The following is a 20733-nucleotide window of genomic DNA, read 5'->3' on the forward strand; positions in this document are numbered from 1 at the left end:
GCGGTCCGCTCGCTCGCTGCGGAGGGGGCCCTGCGCTGCCTCGGACCATCAGTTCCACTCAGACGGATCCGCTCGTCCGGCACAGGCGCGGCCTGTCGACAGAACCACCTGAGCAGGCGGGCTCCGGCGAAATATCGGGACGCCCGCCGAGCTCAGATCTTCGTCGGCTCCGCGGTTGGCAGTTGCCGCGTTGAACCGGCGTGCCGAGCCCGGGCCGCCTGCGTCTACGGTGACGGGCTGCCGATGGTACGGGTGAGTCCGGTCTGGTAAGCGATGATGACCAGTTGAGCGCGGTCACGGGCGGCGAGCTTGGTCATGGCACGGTTGACATGGGTCTTGGCGGTCAGAGGCGAGACGAGAAGACGCTCGGCGATCTCGTGATTGGACAGGCCGGCGGCTACCAGGGCGACGACCTCGCGTTCCCGGCCGGTCAGCACCTTGAGCTTCTCCGAGCCGGAGCGAACGCCGGGGTCGGGCAGGGCCAGGAACCGGGTGATCAGTCCCCGGGTCGCTCTGGGCGACAGCAGCGCTTCTCCGTTGGCCACGAGGCGGATGGCCTTGTGGAGGTCGGCGGGTTCCACGTTCTTGCCAAGGAACCCACTGGCACCGGAGCGCAGGGCCTGAAAGACGTATTCGTCCAGTTCGAACGTGGTGAGGATGAGCACGCGCACACCCATCAGGTCCTCGTCGGCAGTGATCTGCCGAGTCGCCGCGAGGCCATCCATCTCGGGCATGCGGATGTCCATGACCACGACATCCGCGCGGGCAGTGCGCGCCATCGCCACCGCCTCGATCCCGTTGGCCGCCTCTCCGACGACTTCCAGGTCGTCGGCGGAGTCGATCAGGAGGGAAAATCCCGTGCGGACCAGGGCCTGGTCATCGGCGAGCAGGACTCGGATGGTCACTGGTGGGCCCTTTCTTCTGCGGCCCCTGACGGGAGCTGCTGGTCACTCGCCGCCGCCTCTCCAGGAGGGTAGGGCGACGACGTCGTGTGGGACGGGACGGGCACGACAGGGGCTGGGAGAACCGTCTCGACACGGAAGGTCCCGTCCGGTGCGGCCTCGGCGATCAGGCTTCCGCCGACCCCGGTGGCGCGCTCGTGCATACCAAGGATCCCGTGGCCGCTGCGTGTGGCCGGACCTGACGGGTCGTTGCCGAAATGGTTTCGGATCTCGATGCGGAGCGCCGCTGTGAAGTAGTCCAGCCGCAGCGTCGCTCCGGCAACCGTGCCGTACTTGTGCGCGTTGGTAAGGGATTCCTCGATGATCCGGTAGGCGGTCAGGTCCACCGGGGCGGGCACGGGCCGACGCACCCCAGTGACCTGGTGACTGACCTTGAGCCCGGCGGTGGTGAAGGTCTCCAGCAGCGCGGTGAGCCGGTCCAGGCCGGGCGCGGGTTCGGTGAGCGCCGACGAGGCATCGACCTGACGCAGGACCCGCAGCAAGGAGTCCAGTTCGCCCAGTACTGTGCCGCTCGCGTGCTTGACATGACCGAGTGCCTGCCCGGCCCGGTCGGGGTGGTTGTGGAGCAGGTGGATGGCGACCTTGGCCTGGACGTTGATCACCGTCATATGGTGGGCGACCACGTCGTGCAGTTCACGGGCGATACGCAGCCTCTCCTCCGCCACCCGGCGGCGGGCCTCCTCCTCGCGCCCGTGCTCGGCGCGGCGGGCTCGTTCCTCGACGGCGGTGCGGTAGGCACGTTGGGTACGGACCAGGTCCCCGGCAGCGACGGCCAGCCCGCTCAGGGAGAACATCATCAGATCCGGCGGCATGGGCCGGTCGTGGGAGGACAGCGTCGCGGCGGCGAACAACGTCAGCGCCGCCGCAGCACCCGTGATCCAGGCGAGGGCCCTGGAGGTGGAGCTGGCCACTCGGTAGGTGGAAACCAAGGAAACGACGACCAGGACCATGCGCAGCCGGCCGGTCGTGAGAGTGAACAGCAGTGCGCCGCCCGATGCGGCGGCCAGCATGAGCAGTGGCCACCGTCGACGCGGCAGCATCAGGCCGAAGGCGACCGCTGAGGCGATCAGGTCCATGCTGTCGACCGGTCTCCCGCCCGGGGCGACGAACGCTGCGGCGGCCCCGGCCGCGAACACCCCGGCCGCCGCCAAGGCATCAACCAGGTTCGGATGCGACCGCAGGTACTGGCGACATGTCGCGGAACTCGGGGAATCCACGACCGCTGTGTCGCCAAGCCCCTTTTCCCGACCCGATACCCCGAACATGGTTCGCCTCCTCACGAAGCCACGGTCTCGATGCGTCCACGCTCGCCGCCGGACATCGCGCCCGCATCCGCCAACCGCGGCCACTGCTGCGGTCACGTAACCCAACTGCGCACTTGAGGTTCCCCCGGCGGGTGGGAGGTGCTGATCAGCCGGTCAGGGCGGGTTGACGGGGTGTCAGCGGAAGGACACGCAGGCAGGCCGCGAAGGCGGTCGACCGTCGGCGACCGATGTTCCAGCCCGAACCGCCGGTCACCCGGCTGGAATTCGCCGGAAAACCCTTGGGCCAGATCAGCCCGTACGCTCAAACGGCCGCAGCACGCCGGCCGCGGACCGGACCGTCCTCAGCATGCTCCTTCGCATAGGCGATCAGCGCCCTGGGCGCTCTCTCGATGTGCTCGGTCAGGGCCGCCACGGCTGCATCGCTGTCGCGCGTCAGCGCGAGGTCCTTCAGCTGACCGTGCTCGGCCATGACGTCGCGCTCGTGTTCCTCGATCAAGGACCAGTACCACCGACGATACAGCTCCGAGCTGTCGCGCAGCGAGTCGGCGATCGCCTCGAGCCGCGGGCTGCGACACCCCGCCAGCAGTGCCTGGTGAAAGGCGCGGTGGGCAACGGACCACGCCTCATTGGGCATCCCGTCGGCTCTGACGACCGGGGTCCGCTCCAGCGTGTGATGCGCGGCGACCACGGAGGTCTCCCACGCGACATCGCCGAGAGCGATCGACTGACGCAGTGCCAGCGACTCGATCTGTACGCGTACCTGCGTCAGATCCGCCACATCCGCCACGACGAGGGCCACCACACTGAACCCTCGCTGCGGGCTCGCCACGATCAGACCCTGCGCCGCCAGACGCGTGAGCGCCTCGCGGATCACTGACGCGCTCACTCCGAACCGCTGCCCGAGACCGGCCAGCTTGAGCCGCTCACCCGGCTTGAACAGGCCGTTGAGCAGGTCGGCGCGGATTTCCTCGTACACCTCTTGCGTACGAGTACCCGCCACTTCATTGAATGCCACTCCGCAAGCGTAGCAGATTATCGAAAAATTGAGTGTTTAGCGACATTTCTCACCGAGCCATCTGCGGCTCCGCGGCCACCGGAAGCGTCAAACGCCGCATGACGGCAGTCAACTGCTCCGCGGCGTCAGCGACCGCACTCGCGCTGCGCCAGGCGACATGCCGGTCGGGGCGGACGAGGACCGCACCGGATACCTGAACCTCGCGCAGCCGCTCCCAGGTACCGTCGACGTCGAGCAGGCCGTCCCGAGTACCGATGGGATGTACGTCGATCCCGATACCAGTGGCCGCCGACGCCGCACGCGCGGCGTCGGCCCAGCTTTCCCCACCGATGCCGGTGAGCAGGCTGAAGCTGGTTCCCTCGACGAGATCCAGCGTGGAGATCCGGTGGCCGTCCCGGTCGAGCCAGGCATGCGGAAGGTGCGCGCCCGGCCAGGTCGTGGGGTGGTGGTAGAGCTCGGCATCCCGATCCGGTGACGGCTCGGGCGAGCCATCGGGAACGACCGCCCCGTCGCGGTAGCGGTAGTCCAGCTCCACACCATGGGCGTTGAACTGATGATGGGTCAGCTCGACGGCCTCGCGCAGTGCGGCCCTGCGCCGGTCTCCCTCCGCCCCCGGCTCGTAGAGGCCGCCGAGAGCGGCCCAGCCGTCCTCCTCGGACTGCCCCGGCGCGAAACCCAAGGCCGCGGGGATGCCCGCCATGTCCGCGCCGCTGGCCAGCGCCCGGTCGACGACTTGTCGGCCGACCGGCTGACGTTCGGCGGAATAGGTGTCCAGCAACGCGGGCTCCGCCTGGTCCCGCAGTACGGCGGCGAGCTTCCACGCCAGGTTGAAGGCATCGGCGATGGAGGTGTTGAGACCGAGACCGTTGGTCGGCGGATGACGGTGGACCGCGTCACCCATGCAGAACACCCGCCCCTCGCTGTAGCGGGAGGCGACCTGGTGGTTGATCGTCCAGCCGGAGATGTTCTTGACGTCGGGCTTCAGGGTGTCGTCACCGACGATCCGGCGTATCCGGTCGACGGCGAACTCCTCTGTATGGGGATACGACTCGGTGGCCGGGTTGTAGATCACGGACATGACGAACTCGGTCCAGGGCCGGTGACAGACCAGCATCCCCGCTCCGGTCATGAAGTCCGTCCCCGGCGACACGTTCCAGTAGAGGACCCCGGGCCGGTGCGCGAGGTAGCGGGACAGGTCCGCCTCGAACCAGACGTTGACCACGGCACCGAGGCCGGTCTCCCCCTCGATCGGCAGTCCCGCCTGCTCGACAACCCGGCTGCGCCCTCCGTCGGCGCCGATCAAGTACTGGGATCGTACGGCGAGTTCCGAACCCGTGCCGTGGTCGACAACCGTGGCGGTGATCCCGTCGTCATCCTGGCTGAACGTCAGGAACTCATGAGAGAAGCGGATGTCGGCCTGAGGGTGTTCCCGGGCGGCGTCGAGCAGGACCGGTTCGAGAACCGTCTGCGGGCAGTTGACCATCGGGCTGGGACTGGCCTTGCGGTAGTCTCCGGCTCGATCAGGGCCGGTTCCCCACGCCTGCAACCGGGCCACCTCAAGGCCGGCCAGGCTGGTGCTCCATACGTTGTTGCTCATCAGTTCATGGGGAGTGGCCACGGCGAGCAGCCGGTCCTCGATGCCCATGTGGCGAAAGATCTCCACGGTCCGCTGGTTGACGATGTGCGCCCGGGGGGTGTGCGCGGTCCCGGGGTACTTCTCCACCAGCAGGTGTCGCACTCCGTGGCCCGACAGCAGCTTGGATGTGGCCAGGCCCGCCGGCCCGGCTCCCACGATCAGTACGGGGACCTCGATGTCCGCCATGACAGCTCCTCTTGGGTAACGGGGCCGGGGCGCACTGGACGGCAGCGCCAGACCGGACGCCCGGTGCGCGGTTCATGCCAACTCTCCGACGGGGCACACCCGACATCGCCGCAGCCGTACGACCAGGCCAACGGGCCGCGGGATCTTCCCTTCGGCTGTAAGAGCTGTCCATAGCCTCCGACCAGAACACCGACAGGTCAATAGATTGTCGAAATTTTCGCTGACGTTCGCTCAAGCGAGGAACGCCCGCGCCGCGGCCCTTTCGCCGAGTCCGAGGACACCACCGAGGAAGGACTCGCGGAACCTGGCCCGTCGGCGCGGTCCGGCCGACCAGGCGCACCGACGTCGCAATCGGCCGGCGCCACCAGCTCGGCCTCGTCATCCCGGCTCACATCCGGATCGTCACTCGGTTCACGAAGAAGCACGCGCACGCAATTGGTTGAGGCGCGACAGTGCGGGTGCGCGGCGCAGCCAAACCACCGCGGCGCACAGCAGCAGGGTGGCCAGCGCGGGGACCGCGTTTCCGTCATCCACCAGAAGGGCTTCCGTGAGAACCGCTCCCGCCATGACGCACAGGAGAACGAGGGCTGCGAGGGCGGCGAGGGACGGGACGAGGAGGGCGATTCCGCCCGCGGCCTCCACCAGCCCGGTCGCATAGAGAAGCCACTGGCCGACTCCGATCTCCTCAAAGGTCTTGCGCATCTCCTCGACGCCCATGAATTTACTGATGGCGCTGAAGAGGAAAGTGGCGGCAAGGACGACTTGGAGCAGCCAGCCGACCATGTTCACGGGTCGGCGTGCTCCCTGTCGGGTGACGTTGATGGGCTGGTTCATGGGGTTCACCTCGTCGGTAATGGGTGTGCGTGCCGGGACCTCATCGACAGCGGTCGACGGCTCCCGGCTGCCGTCGGGGGCGAGTCCGTTTTCGGCGCGTCCCCGGACCCGCGGAAGTACCGGAGTGGTGCGCTCGATGTGCTCGGTCGAGGCCGACGTGGCGGCCTCGACGTCGTGGGACAGGACGGCGTCCAGGATCCGGGCGTGTTCGCCGGCCACGTCGCGGTCGTGCACCTGCCCGGCCGACCAGCAGCGGCAGACCTCCGCGGAGTCGCGCAGACTCTCCGCGATGTTCCTCAGCGCCTGGTTTGGGCAGCCGCGTGGCAACGCGCCGTGAAACGCGCTGCGCGCCGCCGGCCACGCTTCGCTCAATTGCCCGTCACCGGCCATCGGGGGCAGCCGACGCAGGGTGTGGTGAGCGGCGATGGTCCCGGACTCCCAGGCCAGGTCGCCATGCTTCACGGACCCGCGCAGTACGGACGTCTCCATCACCACACGGGTGTCGGTCAGATGGCGCAGATCCTCGGCCCAGGGCGACATGACGCGACGCCCAGCCCAGGGCCGGGACACCACGAGCCCCTGTTCGGCCAGACGGGGCAGCCGACCCGTGAGGATGTCGGCGCGCGGGCGGCGGTGAGCCGCACCGGCGCGGGTCTTCGCGCTGCTGGTCATGCTCGAGTTAACCATAAAAATCGAACTTCGGGAGATTATCGAAAATCTATGGACGGGCCGAAATCGCAGTGCGATGCTCGGTGCCTACACACCCGGTGACGACGCTCAACGAACCGGATGGCCGCTTTTGGCCTGATGCGAGGCCGCGCGGACTCGCCACGTTCCACGACCGCCCAGTAGTGCTCCGGCTGTGGCACGCGCCTCCGGACATGCGATTCCTCCCCGCGTCAAGAAATGAGGAGAGTCTTGTGGCGTCCAGCACCACACATCGAGCGTGGCTCGTAGTCGGCGGCAGCACGGTCGCTCTGCTCGCAAGCACCGGCCCACTGCTGCTGTCGACGTCCGGACTCTTCGTCAAGCCCATAGGGGACGAATTCGGCTGGAACCGCAGCACCATCAGCGGTGCGGTAGGCCTCGCTGGGCTTGTCATCGCGCTGACGCTGCCCTTCGTTGGAAGACTCCTCGACCGCTGGGGAGTGCGGCGCGTGATGGTCCCGACGGTCTGCTGTTTCGCTGCCAGCCTGGCGCTGCTGGCTGTTACGCCCCCCTCGGTACCCGTGTTCATGGCGCTCTTCGCGCTTGTGGGCCTCACCGGTGCGGGACAGGGCCCGCTTCCCTACGTCAGGGTGATCTCGGGCTGGCTCGACACCCGGCGCGGAATCGGAATCGGGGTCGCCCTGATCGGTGTCGGTCTCGGGACCGCGCTGGTGCCGCTGTACGCGCAGGCTCTCATCGGCAGCCTCGGGTGGCGCGGCGCGTACGTCGGACTCGGGGTGCTCCTGCTGGTCGTCGCGCTCCCGCCCCTCCTTCTGGTGATCCGCGAACCGAGCCCCGAGGAACGCCAGAACCTTGGCGGCTCCGTCGAAGCCGGTCAGCACTCGGATCCCGGCCAGGAGACGGCACCGCGTCTGTCCGGTCTCGACCGCGGCCAGGCTCTGCGCTCGCGGCACTTCTGGATCCTCGCTCCCGTCACGCTGATCGCGGCGGCGGCCATCAACGGCAGCATGGCGCACTTCGTGCCGATCCTCACCGACCGGGGGATGTCAGACGCCGAGGCCGCCGCGATGCTCGTCCCCGCCGGCTTGGTCTCCGTTGTCGGACGGCCGCTGTCCGGATATCTGCTGGACCGGTTCTTCGGCCCCCATGTCGCCGCGGTGGTACTGCTTCTGCCGTGTGTCGGATACGCCCTGCTCAGTTCCTCGGCACCACCGGTCCTCGGCATGATCGCCCTCGGTCTGGCAATCGGAGCGGAGGTCGACCTGATCAGCTACATGACATCGCGGTACTTCGGCCTGAAGAGCTTCGGCCAGCTGTACGGCTACATGTACGGAATCTTCGCGATCGGCAGCGCGATGGGCCCGCTTCTCTTCGCCGCTTCGTTCGACTCCCTCGGCTCGTACAACCCGGCATTCTGGGCGTTCGGCGCCGCGCTCGTCCTCGCGAGCGCGGCATGCCTGCTTCTGGGCCCGTACACCTACCCCCCGGGCCCGGAACAGGACTCACTGCCACCCCGGTCGGCCACCTCGGCGTCAGCGTCGGCGGCAGGCTCGGCGTGAAGCCGTAGAGCCGTAAAGCAAGGACAAGACAGGGGCCGAGGACACGCGTCGGCTGCGGCGACCCCGTGGGCGCCAACCGGCGCTGCCGGCTCACGGAAACTCATCGGCCCCGGGCGACAGCACGCTCCACCAGGGACGGGCCCGTCTCACTACGGGGAAAGAGTCTGCTCAGCCCAGATGACCTTCCCGGTGGGAGTGTGGCGAGTGCCCCACCGCTGCGTGAGCTGGGCAACGAGGAGAAGACCACGTCCGCCTTCGTCGAAGGTGCGCGCTCGCCGGAGGTGGGGCGCGGTGCTGCTGGCGTCCGCGACCTCGCAGATGAGGTTCTTCTCGTGGATCAGGCGCAGTTGCACGGGCGGCTGGGCGTATCGGATGGCGTTGGTGACAAGCTCGCTCACCACGAGTTCGGTGACGAAGGATGCCTCGTCCAGCCCCCACTCAGCCAGCTGCTCGGTCGCCAGCCGTCGTGCCACCGAGACCTCGGCGGGGTCCGCAGCCAGGTCCCATGTGGCGACGTGGGAGGCGTCAAGTTCATGGGTACGGGCGACCAGGAGGGCGACGTCGTCGGTGGGGGAACCGGACAGCAACGAGTCCAGCACGTTGTCACACACGCGCTCCAGAGTGACTTCAGGCCGGGCCAGGGCGCCACGCAAACGGTCGACACCGAGATCGATGTCCTGGCCCGCGGCCCCGATCAGGCCGTCGGTGTACAGCGCGATCAGGGTGCCCTCGGCCAATTCGAGTTCGGCGGACTCGAAAGGGAGGCCGCCCAGGCCAAGTGGAGGACCCGTGGGCAGATCGGGGAAGTCGACCGTCCCATCGGGGCGGACGAGTGCGGGACCGGGGTGCCCGGCCCTGGCCATCGTGCAGCGGCGGGAGACGGGGTCGTACACCGCGTACAGACAGGTGGCGCCGATGTCCCCTGCTTCCCGTCCCGACTCGCCAAGGACTCGTGAACCTTCCTCGCGGTCGAGGCGCAGGACCATGTCGTCAAGGTGAGTGAGCAACTCATCGGGCGGCAGGTCCACGTCCGCGAGTGTCCGGACCGCCGTACGCAACCGTCCCATGGTGGCGGAGGCCTGGATGCCATGGCCGACCACATCACCCACGACAAGTGCCACCCGAGCCCCGGACAGCGGGATCACATCGAACCAGTCGCCCCCCACACCGGCCTGGGAACCAGCCGGCAGGTATCGCGAAGCGACGTCCACCGCCGCTTGCTCCGGCATGCCTTGCGGCAGCATGCTGCGCTGCAGTGCCAGGGATGTGTTGCGCTGATGGGTATAGCGACGCGCGTTGTCGATGCACACGGCCGCTCGCGCCGTCATCTCCTCGGCGAGCAGCAGATCATCCGCGTCGAAGTGGTCGGGCATACGGTGCCGGAGAAACAGGGCGAGTCCCAAAGTGGTCCCACGCGCGAGCAGCGGGACCGCCAGGAGCGAATGGATTCCGTGCCGACGGACACTGAGGGCACGTGCGGGGTCATGCGCCAGCCACTTCTGGCTGCCGCGGTCATCCAGCGCATGGCACGACGGCATCCTGGTCGCCAGAGCGACGGCCATCGGTGAGTCCTCCTGGTAGCGGTCGGTCTGCCCAAGCTCGACCACGGACTCCGGACAGTTCTCGAACACGGACTGCTGGGCCGCACGGCAGAAGACGGTGGGTGCGCCGGCCGGACTCAAATCCGACTCCTGGCCTCGGAAGACCGATTCGAGCACATCGATGCTCACGAAGTCGGCGAAACGGCCGACGGCCACGTCCGCCAGCTCCTGAGCGGTCCTGACCACATCGAGCGTGGTGCCTATACGGGCGCCCGCCTCGTTCACGAGCGCCAGTCTCTGCCTGGACCGGAATTGCTCGGTGACGTCGCGAGCGGCCAGACACACACCCCGTACCTTCCCGACGGGGTCGTTGAGCGGGTAGAGGAGGATGGACCAGGCGTGCGCACGAGTCTCTCCCGGCGTCCGGGCGAACACGTCCTCCGTCAGCGTGGCACCTGTCCGGAGCACCTCAGCCATTCGCTTCTCGACCTGGTCGTACGGTGGTCCGGGCACTACCTCCCCCAGACGGAGCCCAAGCACTTCGTCTTGTCTCGTGCCCATCGCTCGCAGACCCTCGTCGTTGGCCCGGACCAAGCGATTCTCATGGTCGTAGACACCGAGGCTGATGGGCAGCTGGTCGAACGCCCATGCCTCGAGTTCGGCCAGGTCGTCGCGTCGAGCCGCGCCTTCAGGATCGGCAGCCGTCATCACCCACACGATGTCGCCCTGCGGGCCCCGCATCGGGAACGCCCGGACGGAGACGTCCACCGTCCGGCCGTCGCTGTGCCGCAACGCCAGGCGGGCACTCCATGGCTCTCGTTTCGCGACCCTGCGCCGGACCAACGTCGGGAGGTCCGCCGCGAGCAGGTCCCTTGCGGCTCGCCCCACCATCGCTTCAGGCGGGTGCCCCGACAAGCGCTGGGCTGCGGGCCCCCATGCCGCTATGGCACCGTCAGCGTCGACACACGCCATCGGCGTGCCGATCGCCGAGGCGGAGACATCGGCCCGGCCCGTTGGGGATCTCATCCTGTTCCTCTGCGCTTGTCTGGGCATCCCAGCAGTCACTGCCCTGGCGCCTCCTCAGACCCGAGACCACGCCACTACCCCCAAGCATCACGCCGAAGAGGACGGGACTCAACCGGTCGCCTTCACCGGGAACGCGCCGTGTCGGAGAACCATGAGTCCCGGGCGACCGGAAAATAGCTGATCAGCGCGGTCACCAGGTAGCCCCATGAGCCGTCCCTCGCCGTCCAGCCACGGTTGAGCGGACCCTTCGAGCGCGCCCTCCCGGTCCGCCTTCCCCCATCCGTCCGGGCCGTCTGCCGCAGACGGTCATGCTTCATAGGGAAGCCAGGCCTCGCGTCCTTCGGCCAGACCGGCCCGGACTTCCCTGGAGATCCGGGCCGTCGTATCGCGCAGTGCCGTCTCGACCTCCGGGTCGAGACGCGCATCGGCACGGTAGCTGACAGACACGGCTCCCACCGCGAAGCCCTGGACAACGATCGGGCTCGCCATACAGGCCAGGCCACGCTGGGCCTCATTTCGCTCGCGCGCCAGGACACCCCCCTGGATCTCCCGCAGCTGGGCCAGGAGCGTGCCGACATCCGTTGTGGACTCCGGTGTCATCATGGGCATGGGATTCGGCAGGAACACCTCCAGATCATCCAAGTCCTCGTACGCGAGGAGGGCCTTGCCAATAGCCGTACAGTTCGCTGGAAGTATGGAACCCACTCCGGAGAGCGAAGACGGAGCATTACGGCGGGACAATCTCTCCAGGTAAACTATGTTGAATTGACGAAGAACGGCCAGGTGGACCGTGAGACCGAACTGCCGATGCAGACCCGCCAGAAAAGGCATGGCGACATCACGCATACTGGCCGCAGGTGTGATCGCACCCAATTTGAACAGCTGAATGCCGATCTTGTAACCGGATCGGTGGTGCTCGATGACATCCAGTTCCACCAGGCGGGCGAGGAGCCGGTGCACCGTGGACTTGGGCAGCCCCGAAGCCCTGACAAGCTCGCTGAAGCTCATGACGCGCTCTCGCGTATTGAAGGCGCGCAACAGATCAAATGCCTTCGACAGGATGGACGGCGCCGGATCCACAACATTGCTCATGGCCGCTCCATTGGCTGCCTTGCCGCGTTTCGCTCATTTCATCAGGATGAACCGTCGGTTTCAAGAGAAGTGACAGGTTCCATCCGGGAGAAATCTCGTTCCCTGCGCCCGGCACAAGCGCCGCAGGGTGCGGCTGCGACTCGTCGGCAGCCGACCACAGCGAACCCCGCTCACGCTCCACTCGCTGTCGCTCCGGCCGGCCGTCCGCTCAGCGGATCACATAGACCTTTCCGTCCTCGATCTCGACCGGGTACGTCCGCAGGGCGATCGTGGCGGGGAAACACAGGGGCCTACCGGTCCTGAGGTCGAAGCGGGCCATGTGCAGGGGGCAGACGATCTCGCCGCCCTCAACGTCACTGTCCTCGCCGAGGGACCACTTCTCGTGGGTGCACGAATCCGCCGTCGCGTAGAACTCGCCCTCGTCGCTGCGGAACAGCGCGATGGGAACGTCACCGTCTAGCGTACGGGAAGTTCCCTTCTCCATCTCGTACACCGTGCAGGCAAGGTGACGTTCCATCGTCGTCTCGCATCCTCTCCAGCGCCACGCCCATGACTAGTGAGGGGTCCAGGGCCAGTACTTGGCGGTCGCGCCACCGTCGACCGTGATGTTGGTGCCGGTGACCATCCGGGACTCGTCCGCGGCGAGGTAGACGAGCGCGGGAACGTAGTCACTGGGAGTGGGCAGCCGGCCCAGCGGGAACTGCGCGGTGAAGTCCATCGGGTACTTGCTGGGCCGGCCGAGCGCCTCGGACATCCGGCGTGCCAGCTCCGGGTCCTCGGGCTGGGTGGCCGTGGGGGTGAACCCGTTGACCCTGATCCCGTGTTCGGCGAGTTCCATCGCGGTCGAGCGGGTGAAGTTGATCAGCCCGCTCTTACCCGTCGAGTAGCCGATGTTGCCGGGCTGTCCCTGCCAGGCGGCAGTGGACAGGACGTTGATCACGCTGCCCGCCGTGCCCGTACGGATCATGCTCTCCGCGACGGCGCGGGTGAACAGGAACGCACCGCCGAGGATGACGTCGAGCTGCCGTCGGTACTCCTCGACCGGCATCGTGAGCAGACCCTTCTGGTTGAACCAGACGGCGTTGTTCACCAGGACGTCCACCTGTCCCCACCGGGCGACGGCCTGCTCCACCACGGACCGGGCGTGCTCGGGATCGGTCACGTCCCCGGTGACCGCGAAGGCGTCGCCGCCGTCGGCCCGGATCTTCTCCACACATGCCTGCGCCGTGTCTCCCAAGACATCGGTGCAGAAAGGTCTCGCGCCCTCGGCGTCGAAGCACCTCGCGATGGCCCCACCGATGTTGGGGCTCGCCCCGGTGACGATCGCGCTCTTTCCCTCAAGCCGGTTCACAGGTTGATGCTGACCTTCCCGTGCGGACGCAGTGCGTCGAGATCGAGCACCGCCTTGCGCTCGACGAAGCGGAATCCCCCGCCCTGCTGCCGTTCGAGGACATGGCGGTACTGACCGATGTAGGTGTCCAGGGCCCCGGAACGGACCCTGTACACCACAAAGTTGGCCCGGAGGTCGAGAGTCGCGTCCGCCCGCTCCGACACCCTGACGTTCCCGACCAGTCGGCGGGTCCGGGAGTGCGGGTACTCCGCGTGCGCGGCACGGGTGAGGAGCGAGTTCACCCGCTGCTCCAGCAGGAAGCGGTCGTCCTGGACCAGGAAGAGATCCTTGGCGGGGTCGCCGTCCGGCAGGTCCGTGGAGGGCACCAGGTAGTGGCCCTCGGGGGTGAAGAGCTCCAGCCACTCGTGCAGCCGCCACTGGTCGAGGAGTTCGGCCTCCTCGTAGAGGAACCGCTCGACGGACCGTACGAGGGAATCCGGGACCGCCGGCCGGGCCGGCGGCGATGTCTGGACGTCGATCATTGTGATTGCTCCTGTCCGGTTGGCTCCGACCGGCCCTAGCCGGCCACGCGGCCCATCAGGGTGCGGCCGACCACGATGCGCTGGGCCTGTCCCGAACCCTCGAAAATGTCCATGATCTTCACATCGCGGTACCACTTCTCCAGGAGCAGGTCCTGGCTGCCGCCCTCCGGACCGAGCAGCTGCATGCACCGCCGGATCACGCGTTCGCAGCTCTGTGGGGCGTACCCCTTGCCCATCGCCGCCAGGGCACGATCGGGCTTGCCGCCGTCGACGAGGTACTGGGCCTTGAAGTTGAGCCTGCGGCCGCGCTCCAGCACGTGGTTCATGTTCTGCAGCTCGGCCTCGATGGCCGCCCAGCGCTGCGGCGTAAATCCCGCCTTCTGCCCGGCGAGGATCTCGCCGGCCACATCGAGCGACGCCTGCGCCAGCCCCGTGGCGAGCGCGGCCATGTTGGGCCTGTTGTACGCCAGCGCGCCCAGTGCGCCGCTCTGTCCGCTGCGCTTTGCCGGGACGGAACCGTCGGCCGTCCAACCGAGCCTGTTCTCCAGGGGGACGGCGCAGTCGTCGAACGCCAGCGCCGACGTACCCCAGCTGCGGATCCCGAGCTTGTGCTCATTGGGCCTGGTCACCACAAAGCCCGGGGTGTCCTTCGGCACGACGAACGCGTTGATGCCCTTGGCGCCGAGCGACTTGTCGATCGTGGCGAACACCACGACGTATTCCGCGGTCGCGCCGAAACTACAGAAGATCTTGTTGCCGTTGAGGACCCAGCGGTCGCCGTCCCGGGTCGCGGTGGTGGCCACCAGCGAGGTGTCCGTCCCGAACCCCGGTTCGGTGAGGGCGAACCCCGTGGGCAACCCGGCGGAGACCACCGGCTCATACCACTTCTCGATCTGCTCGGGGGTACCCATCGACTCGACGACCAGATGGCCGATCCCGGCGCCGAGGGTGGGCGAGACCCAGATGTCGCCGTAGCCGATGCTCTCGGTGAACACCAGTTTGGTGACCCAGTAGCCCTCGTCGAAATCGGGAATGGGCCCCGCCTCCGGCTTGTCGACCCGGCCCAGCGGCACCGGTGAGGTGTCCAGGATCTCCGCCCAGTTGGCGGGGGCGGCGTGCAGCTCGTCGGCCTCGCGGGCGTAGGGGCGGCACTCGGTGGCGGACCAGTCACGGACGGCCCGGCCGTAGTCGGCCAGCGGCTTGCTCAGCGCGAAATCAAGACTCATGGATTCCTCAGCTCACAGCGCCGGCTCGAACGACGAGCACAGCGGGTCGAAATCGAGGGCGGACAGCGCTGCGGCCGAGCGGTACCACAGCTCCACCGGGTGCTCCACGATGAAACCGTGGCCGCCGAGCGTCTGGACGGCGGTCCTGGTCGCCTCCGCGGCCACCTCGCCCGCGTAGTTGACGACGCGGGTCACCGCGTCCGCGTGGTCGCCGTAGTCGTCACCGTCGAGCAGCGTGGCCGCTTCCGCGATCTCCAGCCGTACCGCCTCGATCCGTATCTGCGCCTCCGCGAGAGGGAAGGAAACGCCCTGGAAGCCCGCGATCGGCCGGCCGAAGGCCACCCGCTCGGTGGCGTACTTCGAGGCGTACTCGACCGCGCGCTGCGCCGTTCCCACCTGCGCGGCGGCCACGGCGAGCCGGATCCGGCCGACGGTGTTCCCCAGGGCGACCGCATCGTCCTCGGCGTCGCCGACCAGGTTCTGCGCGGGGACGGTCACGTCGAAGGTCACGGTCGCGGTCGGCGCGGCGTCGAGGGCCAGTCCACGGTTGCCGGCCGTGACCACCACGCCCGGGTCGGACGTGGGAACGAGCACGGCCCGCAGTCTGCCGCTCTCCGCCTCGACGCCCACGACGATCAGCGGGTCGGCCCGGTCGGCGAAGGCCACCGCGACCTTGCGGCCGTTGACGCGCAGTCGGCCGTCCGCGGTCCGGGTGACGGAGGTGGTGAACTCGGCGGGGGCGCGACCGTGGCCCTCGTAGAGCGCGACGGCTCCGCGCGAGTCCGGGTTGCCCGCCAGCTCCGGGAGGAGCGCGGTCTGTTCCTTGGTGCCGTGCCGGGCGAGCAGCAGCGCCGCCGACCCGCTCCACATCGCGGCCAGTGTGATCCCGGCGTCCCCGTACGCGAGGTTCTCGACGGCGATCATCTGGGTGACGGTGTCCGGTATCCCGCCGCCCCCGAACTCCTCCGGCACCGGAACCGTCAGACCGCTCTCGAACAGGGTGTGCCACACGCCCGACGGAACCGCCCGCTCCGTCTCGGCCTCGCGTGCCGCGGGGGACAGCAGTTCGAGCCCGAGGCTGCGGGCGAGTTCGGCCACCGCGAGATGTTCGTCGGTGGGCTCCAGATCCAGCATGGTCTCTCCTCTGCTTCGCCTGACGCGTCTACTTCGCGGCGGTGTGATCGGGCGACAGCCTGCGGCCGGTGTACACGCCGTCGAGCGGTGCATGCTCCTCGGGCGGCAGCTTCTCCCCGGTGATGAGTTCGTTCCAGCGGCGCCACCACAAACGCATCTGATACTCGTCCGAGCCCAGCGGGGCGGACTTGTTCATGCCCCGGGAGACGTCCGACCAGGGCAGCTCCCGCTGGGAGGCGTAGGCCCGCTGACAGGTCTCCAGCGCTTCCACGTCGTCCGGGGAGGCGAGACCGCCCGGCCCCCAGAAGGTGAGGAAGTTGTCCAGGCGCTGCTTGTGCAGTTCCTCGCCCTCCTCCGGCGGGGCCAGGTGCCAGGCGGTGACTTCCATGTAGTCCGGCGCGAGGGGCTCGATCCTGCGTACCACGACGCCCATCACCAGGTCGATGACGACCAGGTTCGGGAAGATCACCATATTCCGGGCGCCTCGCATCCGGTCGACCCAGGCGGCGCCGTACTTCTCCTGGAACCGCTCGAAGCGCGCGGCCTTCTCCGCCGTGGCGGCCTCGGACAGCGGTCGGCCGAAGAGCCCGCCCGTGCTCGGGTCGCCGGCCATAACGGCGTGACCGTTGCCGAGGTCGATGCCTCGCGACTGGCCGAGCGCGGTCGGGGCGAACCCGCCGTGGGCCGCGAACATCATCTCGAAGTACCGCTGATGGGTGGAGACGGCGTGGTAGCCGTCGACACTGTTCTCGACCAGCAGCTTCCAGTTCGCCTCCACCGAGTACTCGTGCGTGCCCTCCAGCACCTGCATGCCGACCTCGGACTGGTCGCACACCAGGTCGAGGAAGTCGGTCGCACCCGCCAGATAGTCCGGCAGGTCGACGATGTCCGGGTCGAAGCTGACGAACACGAAGCCCCGGTAGGAGTCCACCTTCGCAGGGGCGGCGAGGGCCGGCCGCTCGAAGTCCGGGCCGTACGCGTCGTCACCCGGAACCGAAACGAGATTCCCGGAGTTGCTGAAGCTCCACCCGTGGTAAAAGCAGGTCATGAACCGGGCGTTGCCGGCCGTCTCACGGCAGATCATCGCGCCGCGGTGCGGGCACGAGTTGACCCACACCTGCAGCTTGCCCTTGGCGTCCCTGGCGAAGATCAGCGGACGGCCCGCCACGGTACGGGTCTTGAAGTCGTTCGGCTTGCGCAGCTCCGTCTCGTGTCCGACGTAGAGCCAGCTGTGGTTGAAGATCAGCTCGCGTTCCTTCGCGAACACATCACCGTCGGTCATTGCATTCCGGTTGACCCGGAAACGCGGCATTTCCCGGTCATCGTCAATGTACTCAGACACCAGTACTCATCCCTTTTCTCCGAACCGGGAGCCGAAGTGGCCTGACGCACACGCGCGTTCCCGGTTACGTTGCCTGCTGGCGCAGCCCCCGTCATCTCCCGGTTCCGGCGATCGGAACCTCTTTTCACACCCGCCAGGTCTCGGTCGACGGGGACGGCCTGGGCGCTACTCGGAGGTTCAGCCATTCGACGGTTCGCTGCCAGGATTCGAATTCCGCGGCATGCGCGAGCACCTCCGGTGAGGCACGGTGGAATCCCTCGCCGACCCCTGGATAGCCGACCACCTCGGTGTGCACCGGCGAGCCGGAATCCAACTTTTCGCCCAGTCGCCGTACGGCCTGGGCCGGCAGGTTCTCGTCGAGGTCGCCGAACAGACCAAGCCACGGCGTACCCAGCGGGCCGGCCGGGGTCCGCAGGCCTGCCGGTGCGACACTGACCGCGGCGCCGAGTTCGAACTCCGCCGCCACGAGCAGGGCGACACGCCCGCCCAACCCGTATCCGACCAGACCGATCTGCTCGGGCGACCATCCCCGCCCGGCCAGCCGGCCCAACAGGATGGCGACATCACGCAGCAGCTCGTCGTCGCGTGCGGTGACGGCGGGCCCGGCGGACGACAGGTCGGCGGCGAGCGATTCGTAGCCGTGCTCGGCCAGGCGGTTCAGCACCTCGGGGGCATCATGTTCCAGCCCGCCCGCCTCGCAGAGCACGACGACCGCGCCACGGGGCACCCCGCCCAGTTTGATCTCGGCCACGCGCAGGGCGGCGCCGCGAGAGGATTCGATCTCTGACAGCTCCGGCTCGATCCTGAGAACTCCCACTTCCACTTCCACAGAACCTCCATTCCACTGTGGCCGACCACGCGTCAACGAATTTCACCGAGGTGGAATTTCCAAGGCCGACCGGATTCTGTGGCCTCGGTGGTCGAGGTGAACGGACACGCAGTCGTCCTCGGCGTCGGCGCACCTCACCGGTTGCGGTTGCGCCTTCGCGGGGTCCTTTCCAGCGACGCGGTGATCGCTGACACGCTCAGCTCCTGCGGTCGAAGGGAAGCCCGAACGGGGCGTCCCCCAGCACCCCGTCCTCGGTCAGGGACTGGATTTCCGGCTCGCTGTAGCCCAGTTCGCGGAGCACGTCGTGGTTGTCCTGCCCGAATAGCGGCGTGTTCCTGGGCGCGGAGGCCACCGGGGCGTGCGAGAACGTCATCGCCGGCCCGATGTGCTTCGCCGATCCGGTCACCGGGTGGTCCAGCTCGTACACCCGGTGCCGGGCGAGGAGTTGCGGGTGCTCGGCGAAGTCGTCGCCAACCCTCAGCACAGCTGCCGGTACGCCGAGGTCCCTGAGCGTCGCCACCAGTTCGGCCGAGGCCGTCGTCGCGCAGAACTCGCCCAGCCGTTGGTCCAGTTCGTCCTCGTGCCCGCGGCGACCGGAATGGTCGGCAAACCGTTCGTCAGCGGCCCAGGCCTTGACGGCGGGCAGGGTGGCCAGCGCCTTCCACTGCCTGTCCGTCGCCACCGAGACAGCCGCCCATGCCCCGTCGGCGCACCGGTACATTCCCTGGGGCGCCAGGTACGGGCTGCGGTTGCCGGTCCGGGTGCCGACGCGTCCGGTGCGGGAGGCCTCGATCACCGGCCTGGCGGTGAGCTGCGGGGCGACGTCGCAGAGCGGCACCTCGATGAAGGCGCCCTCCCCGGTGCGCCGGCGGCGCAGGATCGCGGCGACGGTGACGAAGGTCGTGACCAGCGCCGCGAGCGGGTCAACGATGGTTCCGGTGAGCAGGGGCTCCCCGTCCGGGTAACCCGACATCTCGCTCAGTCCCGCGGCAGCGTCGGCGGTGTACGTGAATCCCGGACGGTCACGCCACGGGCCGGTCAGGCCCCAGGCAGGCATCCGCACCATGACGATGTCGGGCCGCAGTGCGCGGACTCCCTCCTGTCCGAGCCCCCGGCTGTCCAGCACGCGCGGTACGAAGTTCTCGATCATGACATCGCTGCCGGCGATCAGTTTCCTGGCGATCTCCACGCCGCGGGGGTCGGCCAGGTCCACGGTGACCGCGCGTTTGCCGGTGTTCGGACCGAGAAACTGCCCCGAACGTTCCCAGAACCGGTCGACAGTGGGCGGGCACCCGGTGAACCGGATCAGGTCGGGGCGGCTGACGGCCTCCACCTTGATCACGTCGGCGCCGAGCGACGCCAGCGCCGAACCCACCAGTGGCCCCGCCTGGAACGTCCCGAACTCAACCACCCGCAGCCCCTCGAGGGGCCGTCGCGGGTCCGTCCCGTCAGCTGTGGAATTCTGCCGTACGGGGCGGGGCCCCCACGCGGCGCCGTTGTCCTCGCCGACCCGCGGGGGCGGCTTCGGAACCCAGTCGCCCTCGTTGTCGACACGGAACGGTGGGCGCGGCTGGAGGAAGCCCCCGGTCGAGTCGGCTCCGGCCTCGTTGCGCACATAGGTGTTCCGGCTGGCGTACGGGACCAGTTCGGCCAGGGTCCGCGGCGTTCCCACGGGCACGATCGGCACCCGGTGCGCGGCGCCCAGCTCGACGAGTTCGTCGATCGTGTGCCGCTCGGTGAAGCTCCGAACCAGCGCGGTGACCTCCTTGCCGAGCTTCACCCGGTCGCTGAACGCGTTGAAGCGCTCGTCGGCGAGTCCGGGAACGCCGGCCATCTCCTTGAAGCCGTTCCACTGCGGTTCGGTGACGCTGACCACGCAGACCCAGCCGTCCTTGGCCCGCTCGATTCCCGGAACGGCGTTCTGCGGAATCAGGTAGGGATAGTGGTTCTCCGACTGGGCGAAGAGCCAGGGGTACTGGAGCAGCGAGACCAGCGCCTCGAACCTGGACACGTCGACGTCGATTCCCGGCGCACCGGCCCGGCAGCCCAACAGGGCCATCACCGTTCCCATGGCCGCGCTGACTCCGCTGGTGAGTTCGGCCAGTTGCACACTGGTGGCGACGGGCGGCCGGTCCCCGGTGGGACGCAGCACCGTGATCCCGGCCTCGGCCTGGAGCGTGAACTCCGTCGCTGGCGTGGACGCGGCGGGACCGTCCAGACCGTAGTCCGACAGTGTGACGACGACCAGGTCGGGATTGCGGTCCCGCCATGCGGCCACCTGCCGCCCGGCGTCCGCCTCGTCGCTGTCGCGGATGACGACGTCGACACGGTCGCCGAGCGCCGCGGCCGAAGCGAGTGAGTCGGCCGTCACCGACCGCTTTCCCGCGAGCAGATACGCGGCGTACGCCGGTTCGCTGCCGCGCAGCGGATCCCCGCCCTGTTCCTCGATCTTCACGACGGTCGCCCCTGCGTCGACCAGCAACTTGCCGCAGTAGGCGGTCGAAACACGTTGACCGAGTTCGACTACGGTGATGTCTCCGAGCAT

At 68.3% G+C, this 20733-nt stretch carries 16 protein-coding genes; 1 reads left to right on the plus strand and 15 read right to left on the minus strand.

The features are described from left to right. Positions 1 to 224 precede the first annotated feature (224 nt). The 5 genes from KVT44_RS49450 to KVT44_RS49470 all read right to left on the minus strand — a co-directional run bounded on the left by KVT44_RS49450 (position 225) and on the right by KVT44_RS49470 (position 6570). Positions 225 to 905 carry a response regulator transcription factor gene (locus KVT44_RS49450; RefSeq protein WP_217575027.1) on the minus strand — a complete coding sequence of 227 codons (681 nt, stop codon included), beginning with the start codon at positions 903 to 905 and terminating at the stop codon, positions 225 to 227. Beyond that, positions 902 to 2179: a histidine kinase gene (locus KVT44_RS59225; RefSeq protein ID WP_217575029.1), complete on the minus strand. Its 1278-nt coding sequence runs from the start codon at positions 2177 to 2179 to the stop codon at positions 902 to 904. The genes KVT44_RS49450 and KVT44_RS59225 overlap by 4 nt, the downstream gene beginning before the upstream one ends. 349 nt (positions 2180 to 2528) lie before the next feature. After that, positions 2529 to 3242, minus strand: coding sequence for a GntR family transcriptional regulator (locus KVT44_RS49460; RefSeq protein ID WP_308314343.1), 714 nt, complete (start codon positions 3240 to 3242; stop codon positions 2529 to 2531). A 49-nt stretch (positions 3243 to 3291) separates the two neighbouring features. Then, entirely contained in the window at positions 3292 to 5064 is a 1773-nt protein-coding gene (locus KVT44_RS49465; protein WP_217575031.1) for an FAD-dependent monooxygenase, read from the minus strand. 411 nt (positions 5065 to 5475) lie between these two features. Continuing rightward, the gene (locus KVT44_RS49470; RefSeq protein ID WP_217575033.1) at positions 5476 to 6570 is read right to left on the minus strand and encodes a DoxX family protein; all 1095 of its coding nucleotides are present in this window, start codon (positions 6568 to 6570) and stop codon (positions 5476 to 5478) included. Positions 6571 to 6818: 248 nt separating this feature from the next. Between KVT44_RS49470 and KVT44_RS49475 the strand changes: the two genes are divergently transcribed. Further along, positions 6819 to 8126, plus strand: coding sequence for an MFS transporter (locus KVT44_RS49475; RefSeq protein ID WP_217575035.1), 1308 nt, complete (start codon positions 6819 to 6821; stop codon positions 8124 to 8126). A gap of 149 nt (positions 8127 to 8275) precedes the next feature. Here KVT44_RS49475 and KVT44_RS49480 read toward each other — a convergent pair whose 3' ends face one another. The 10 genes from KVT44_RS49480 to KVT44_RS49525 all read right to left on the minus strand — a co-directional run bounded on the left by KVT44_RS49480 (position 8276) and on the right by KVT44_RS49525 (position 20733). Next, positions 8276 to 10720, minus strand: coding sequence for a SpoIIE family protein phosphatase (locus KVT44_RS49480; RefSeq protein ID WP_308314344.1), 2445 nt, complete (start codon positions 10718 to 10720; stop codon positions 8276 to 8278). A gap of 279 nt (positions 10721 to 10999) precedes the next feature. After that, positions 11000 to 11785 carry an IclR family transcriptional regulator gene (locus tag KVT44_RS49485; RefSeq protein WP_217575037.1) on the minus strand — a complete coding sequence of 262 codons (786 nt, stop codon included), beginning with the start codon at positions 11783 to 11785 and terminating at the stop codon, positions 11000 to 11002. A gap of 208 nt (positions 11786 to 11993) precedes the next feature. Next, positions 11994 to 12302 (minus strand): non-heme iron oxygenase ferredoxin subunit, encoded by a 309-nt coding sequence (locus tag KVT44_RS49490; RefSeq protein WP_217575039.1) that lies wholly within the window; start codon positions 12300 to 12302, stop codon positions 11994 to 11996. Between the two features lie 36 nt (positions 12303 to 12338). Further along, complete coding sequence (locus KVT44_RS49495; protein ID WP_217575041.1) at positions 12339 to 13136, minus strand: SDR family NAD(P)-dependent oxidoreductase; 798 nt, start codon at positions 13134 to 13136, stop codon at positions 12339 to 12341. Beyond that, positions 13133 to 13657, minus strand: coding sequence for an aromatic-ring-hydroxylating dioxygenase subunit beta (locus KVT44_RS49500; RefSeq protein ID WP_217575043.1), 525 nt, complete (start codon positions 13655 to 13657; stop codon positions 13133 to 13135). Before KVT44_RS49500 ends, KVT44_RS49495 begins: the two co-directional genes overlap by 4 nt. A gap of 35 nt (positions 13658 to 13692) precedes the next feature. Further along, the gene (locus KVT44_RS49505) at positions 13693 to 14883 is read right to left on the minus strand and encodes an acyl-CoA dehydrogenase family protein (protein ID WP_217575045.1); all 1191 of its coding nucleotides are present in this window, start codon (positions 14881 to 14883) and stop codon (positions 13693 to 13695) included. Positions 14884 to 14895: 12 nt separating this feature from the next. Further along, positions 14896 to 16017, minus strand: coding sequence for an acyl-CoA dehydrogenase family protein (locus tag KVT44_RS49510; protein WP_217575047.1), 1122 nt, complete (start codon positions 16015 to 16017; stop codon positions 14896 to 14898). A 28-nt stretch (positions 16018 to 16045) separates the two neighbouring features. Beyond that, on the minus strand, positions 16046 to 17299 hold the full coding sequence (locus KVT44_RS49515) for an SRPBCC family protein (protein ID WP_254650949.1): 1254 nt from the start codon (positions 17297 to 17299) through the stop codon (positions 16046 to 16048). Positions 17300 to 17483: 184 nt separating this feature from the next. Then, positions 17484 to 18188, minus strand: coding sequence for a dienelactone hydrolase family protein (locus KVT44_RS49520; protein ID WP_217575049.1), 705 nt, complete (start codon positions 18186 to 18188; stop codon positions 17484 to 17486). 196 nt (positions 18189 to 18384) lie between these two features. Then, positions 18385 to 20733 carry a CoA transferase gene (locus tag KVT44_RS49525; RefSeq protein WP_217575051.1) on the minus strand — a complete coding sequence of 783 codons (2349 nt, stop codon included), beginning with the start codon at positions 20731 to 20733 and terminating at the stop codon, positions 18385 to 18387.

The sequence above is a fragment of the Streptomyces sp. GbtcB7 genome (assembly GCF_019091445.1).
In the GTDB taxonomy this organism is placed as follows: domain Bacteria; phylum Actinomycetota; class Actinomycetes; order Streptomycetales; family Streptomycetaceae; genus Streptomyces; species Streptomyces mirabilis.

Excerpts from the sequence above, each read along its gene's own strand:
- KVT44_RS49480 (WP_308314344.1), bottom strand. The coding sequence starts at position 10,720 with ATGCCCAGACAAGCGCAGAGGAACAGGATGAGATCCCCAACGGGCCGG.
- KVT44_RS49500 (WP_217575043.1), bottom strand. The coding sequence starts at position 13,657 with ATGATCGACGTCCAGACATCGCCGCCGGCCCGGCCGGCGGTCCCGGAT.
- KVT44_RS49485 (WP_217575037.1), bottom strand. The coding sequence starts at position 11,785 with ATGAGCAATGTTGTGGATCCGGCGCCGTCCATCCTGTCGAAGGCATTT.
- KVT44_RS49470 (WP_217575033.1), bottom strand. The coding sequence starts at position 6,570 with ATGACCAGCAGCGCGAAGACCCGCGCCGGTGCGGCTCACCGCCGCCCG.
- KVT44_RS49490 (WP_217575039.1), bottom strand. The coding sequence starts at position 12,302 with ATGGAACGTCACCTTGCCTGCACGGTGTACGAGATGGAGAAGGGAACT.
- KVT44_RS49465 (WP_217575031.1), bottom strand. The coding sequence starts at position 5,064 with ATGGCGGACATCGAGGTCCCCGTACTGATCGTGGGAGCCGGGCCGGCG.
- KVT44_RS49525 (WP_217575051.1), bottom strand. The coding sequence starts at position 20,733 with ATGCTCGGAGACATCACCGTAGTCGAACTCGGTCAACGTGTTTCGACC.
- KVT44_RS49510 (WP_217575047.1), bottom strand. The coding sequence starts at position 16,017 with ATGCTGGATCTGGAGCCCACCGACGAACATCTCGCGGTGGCCGAACTC.
- KVT44_RS49515 (WP_254650949.1), bottom strand. The coding sequence starts at position 17,299 with ATGACCGACGGTGATGTGTTCGCGAAGGAACGCGAGCTGATCTTCAAC.
- KVT44_RS49505 (WP_217575045.1), bottom strand. The coding sequence starts at position 14,883 with ATGAGTCTTGATTTCGCGCTGAGCAAGCCGCTGGCCGACTACGGCCGG.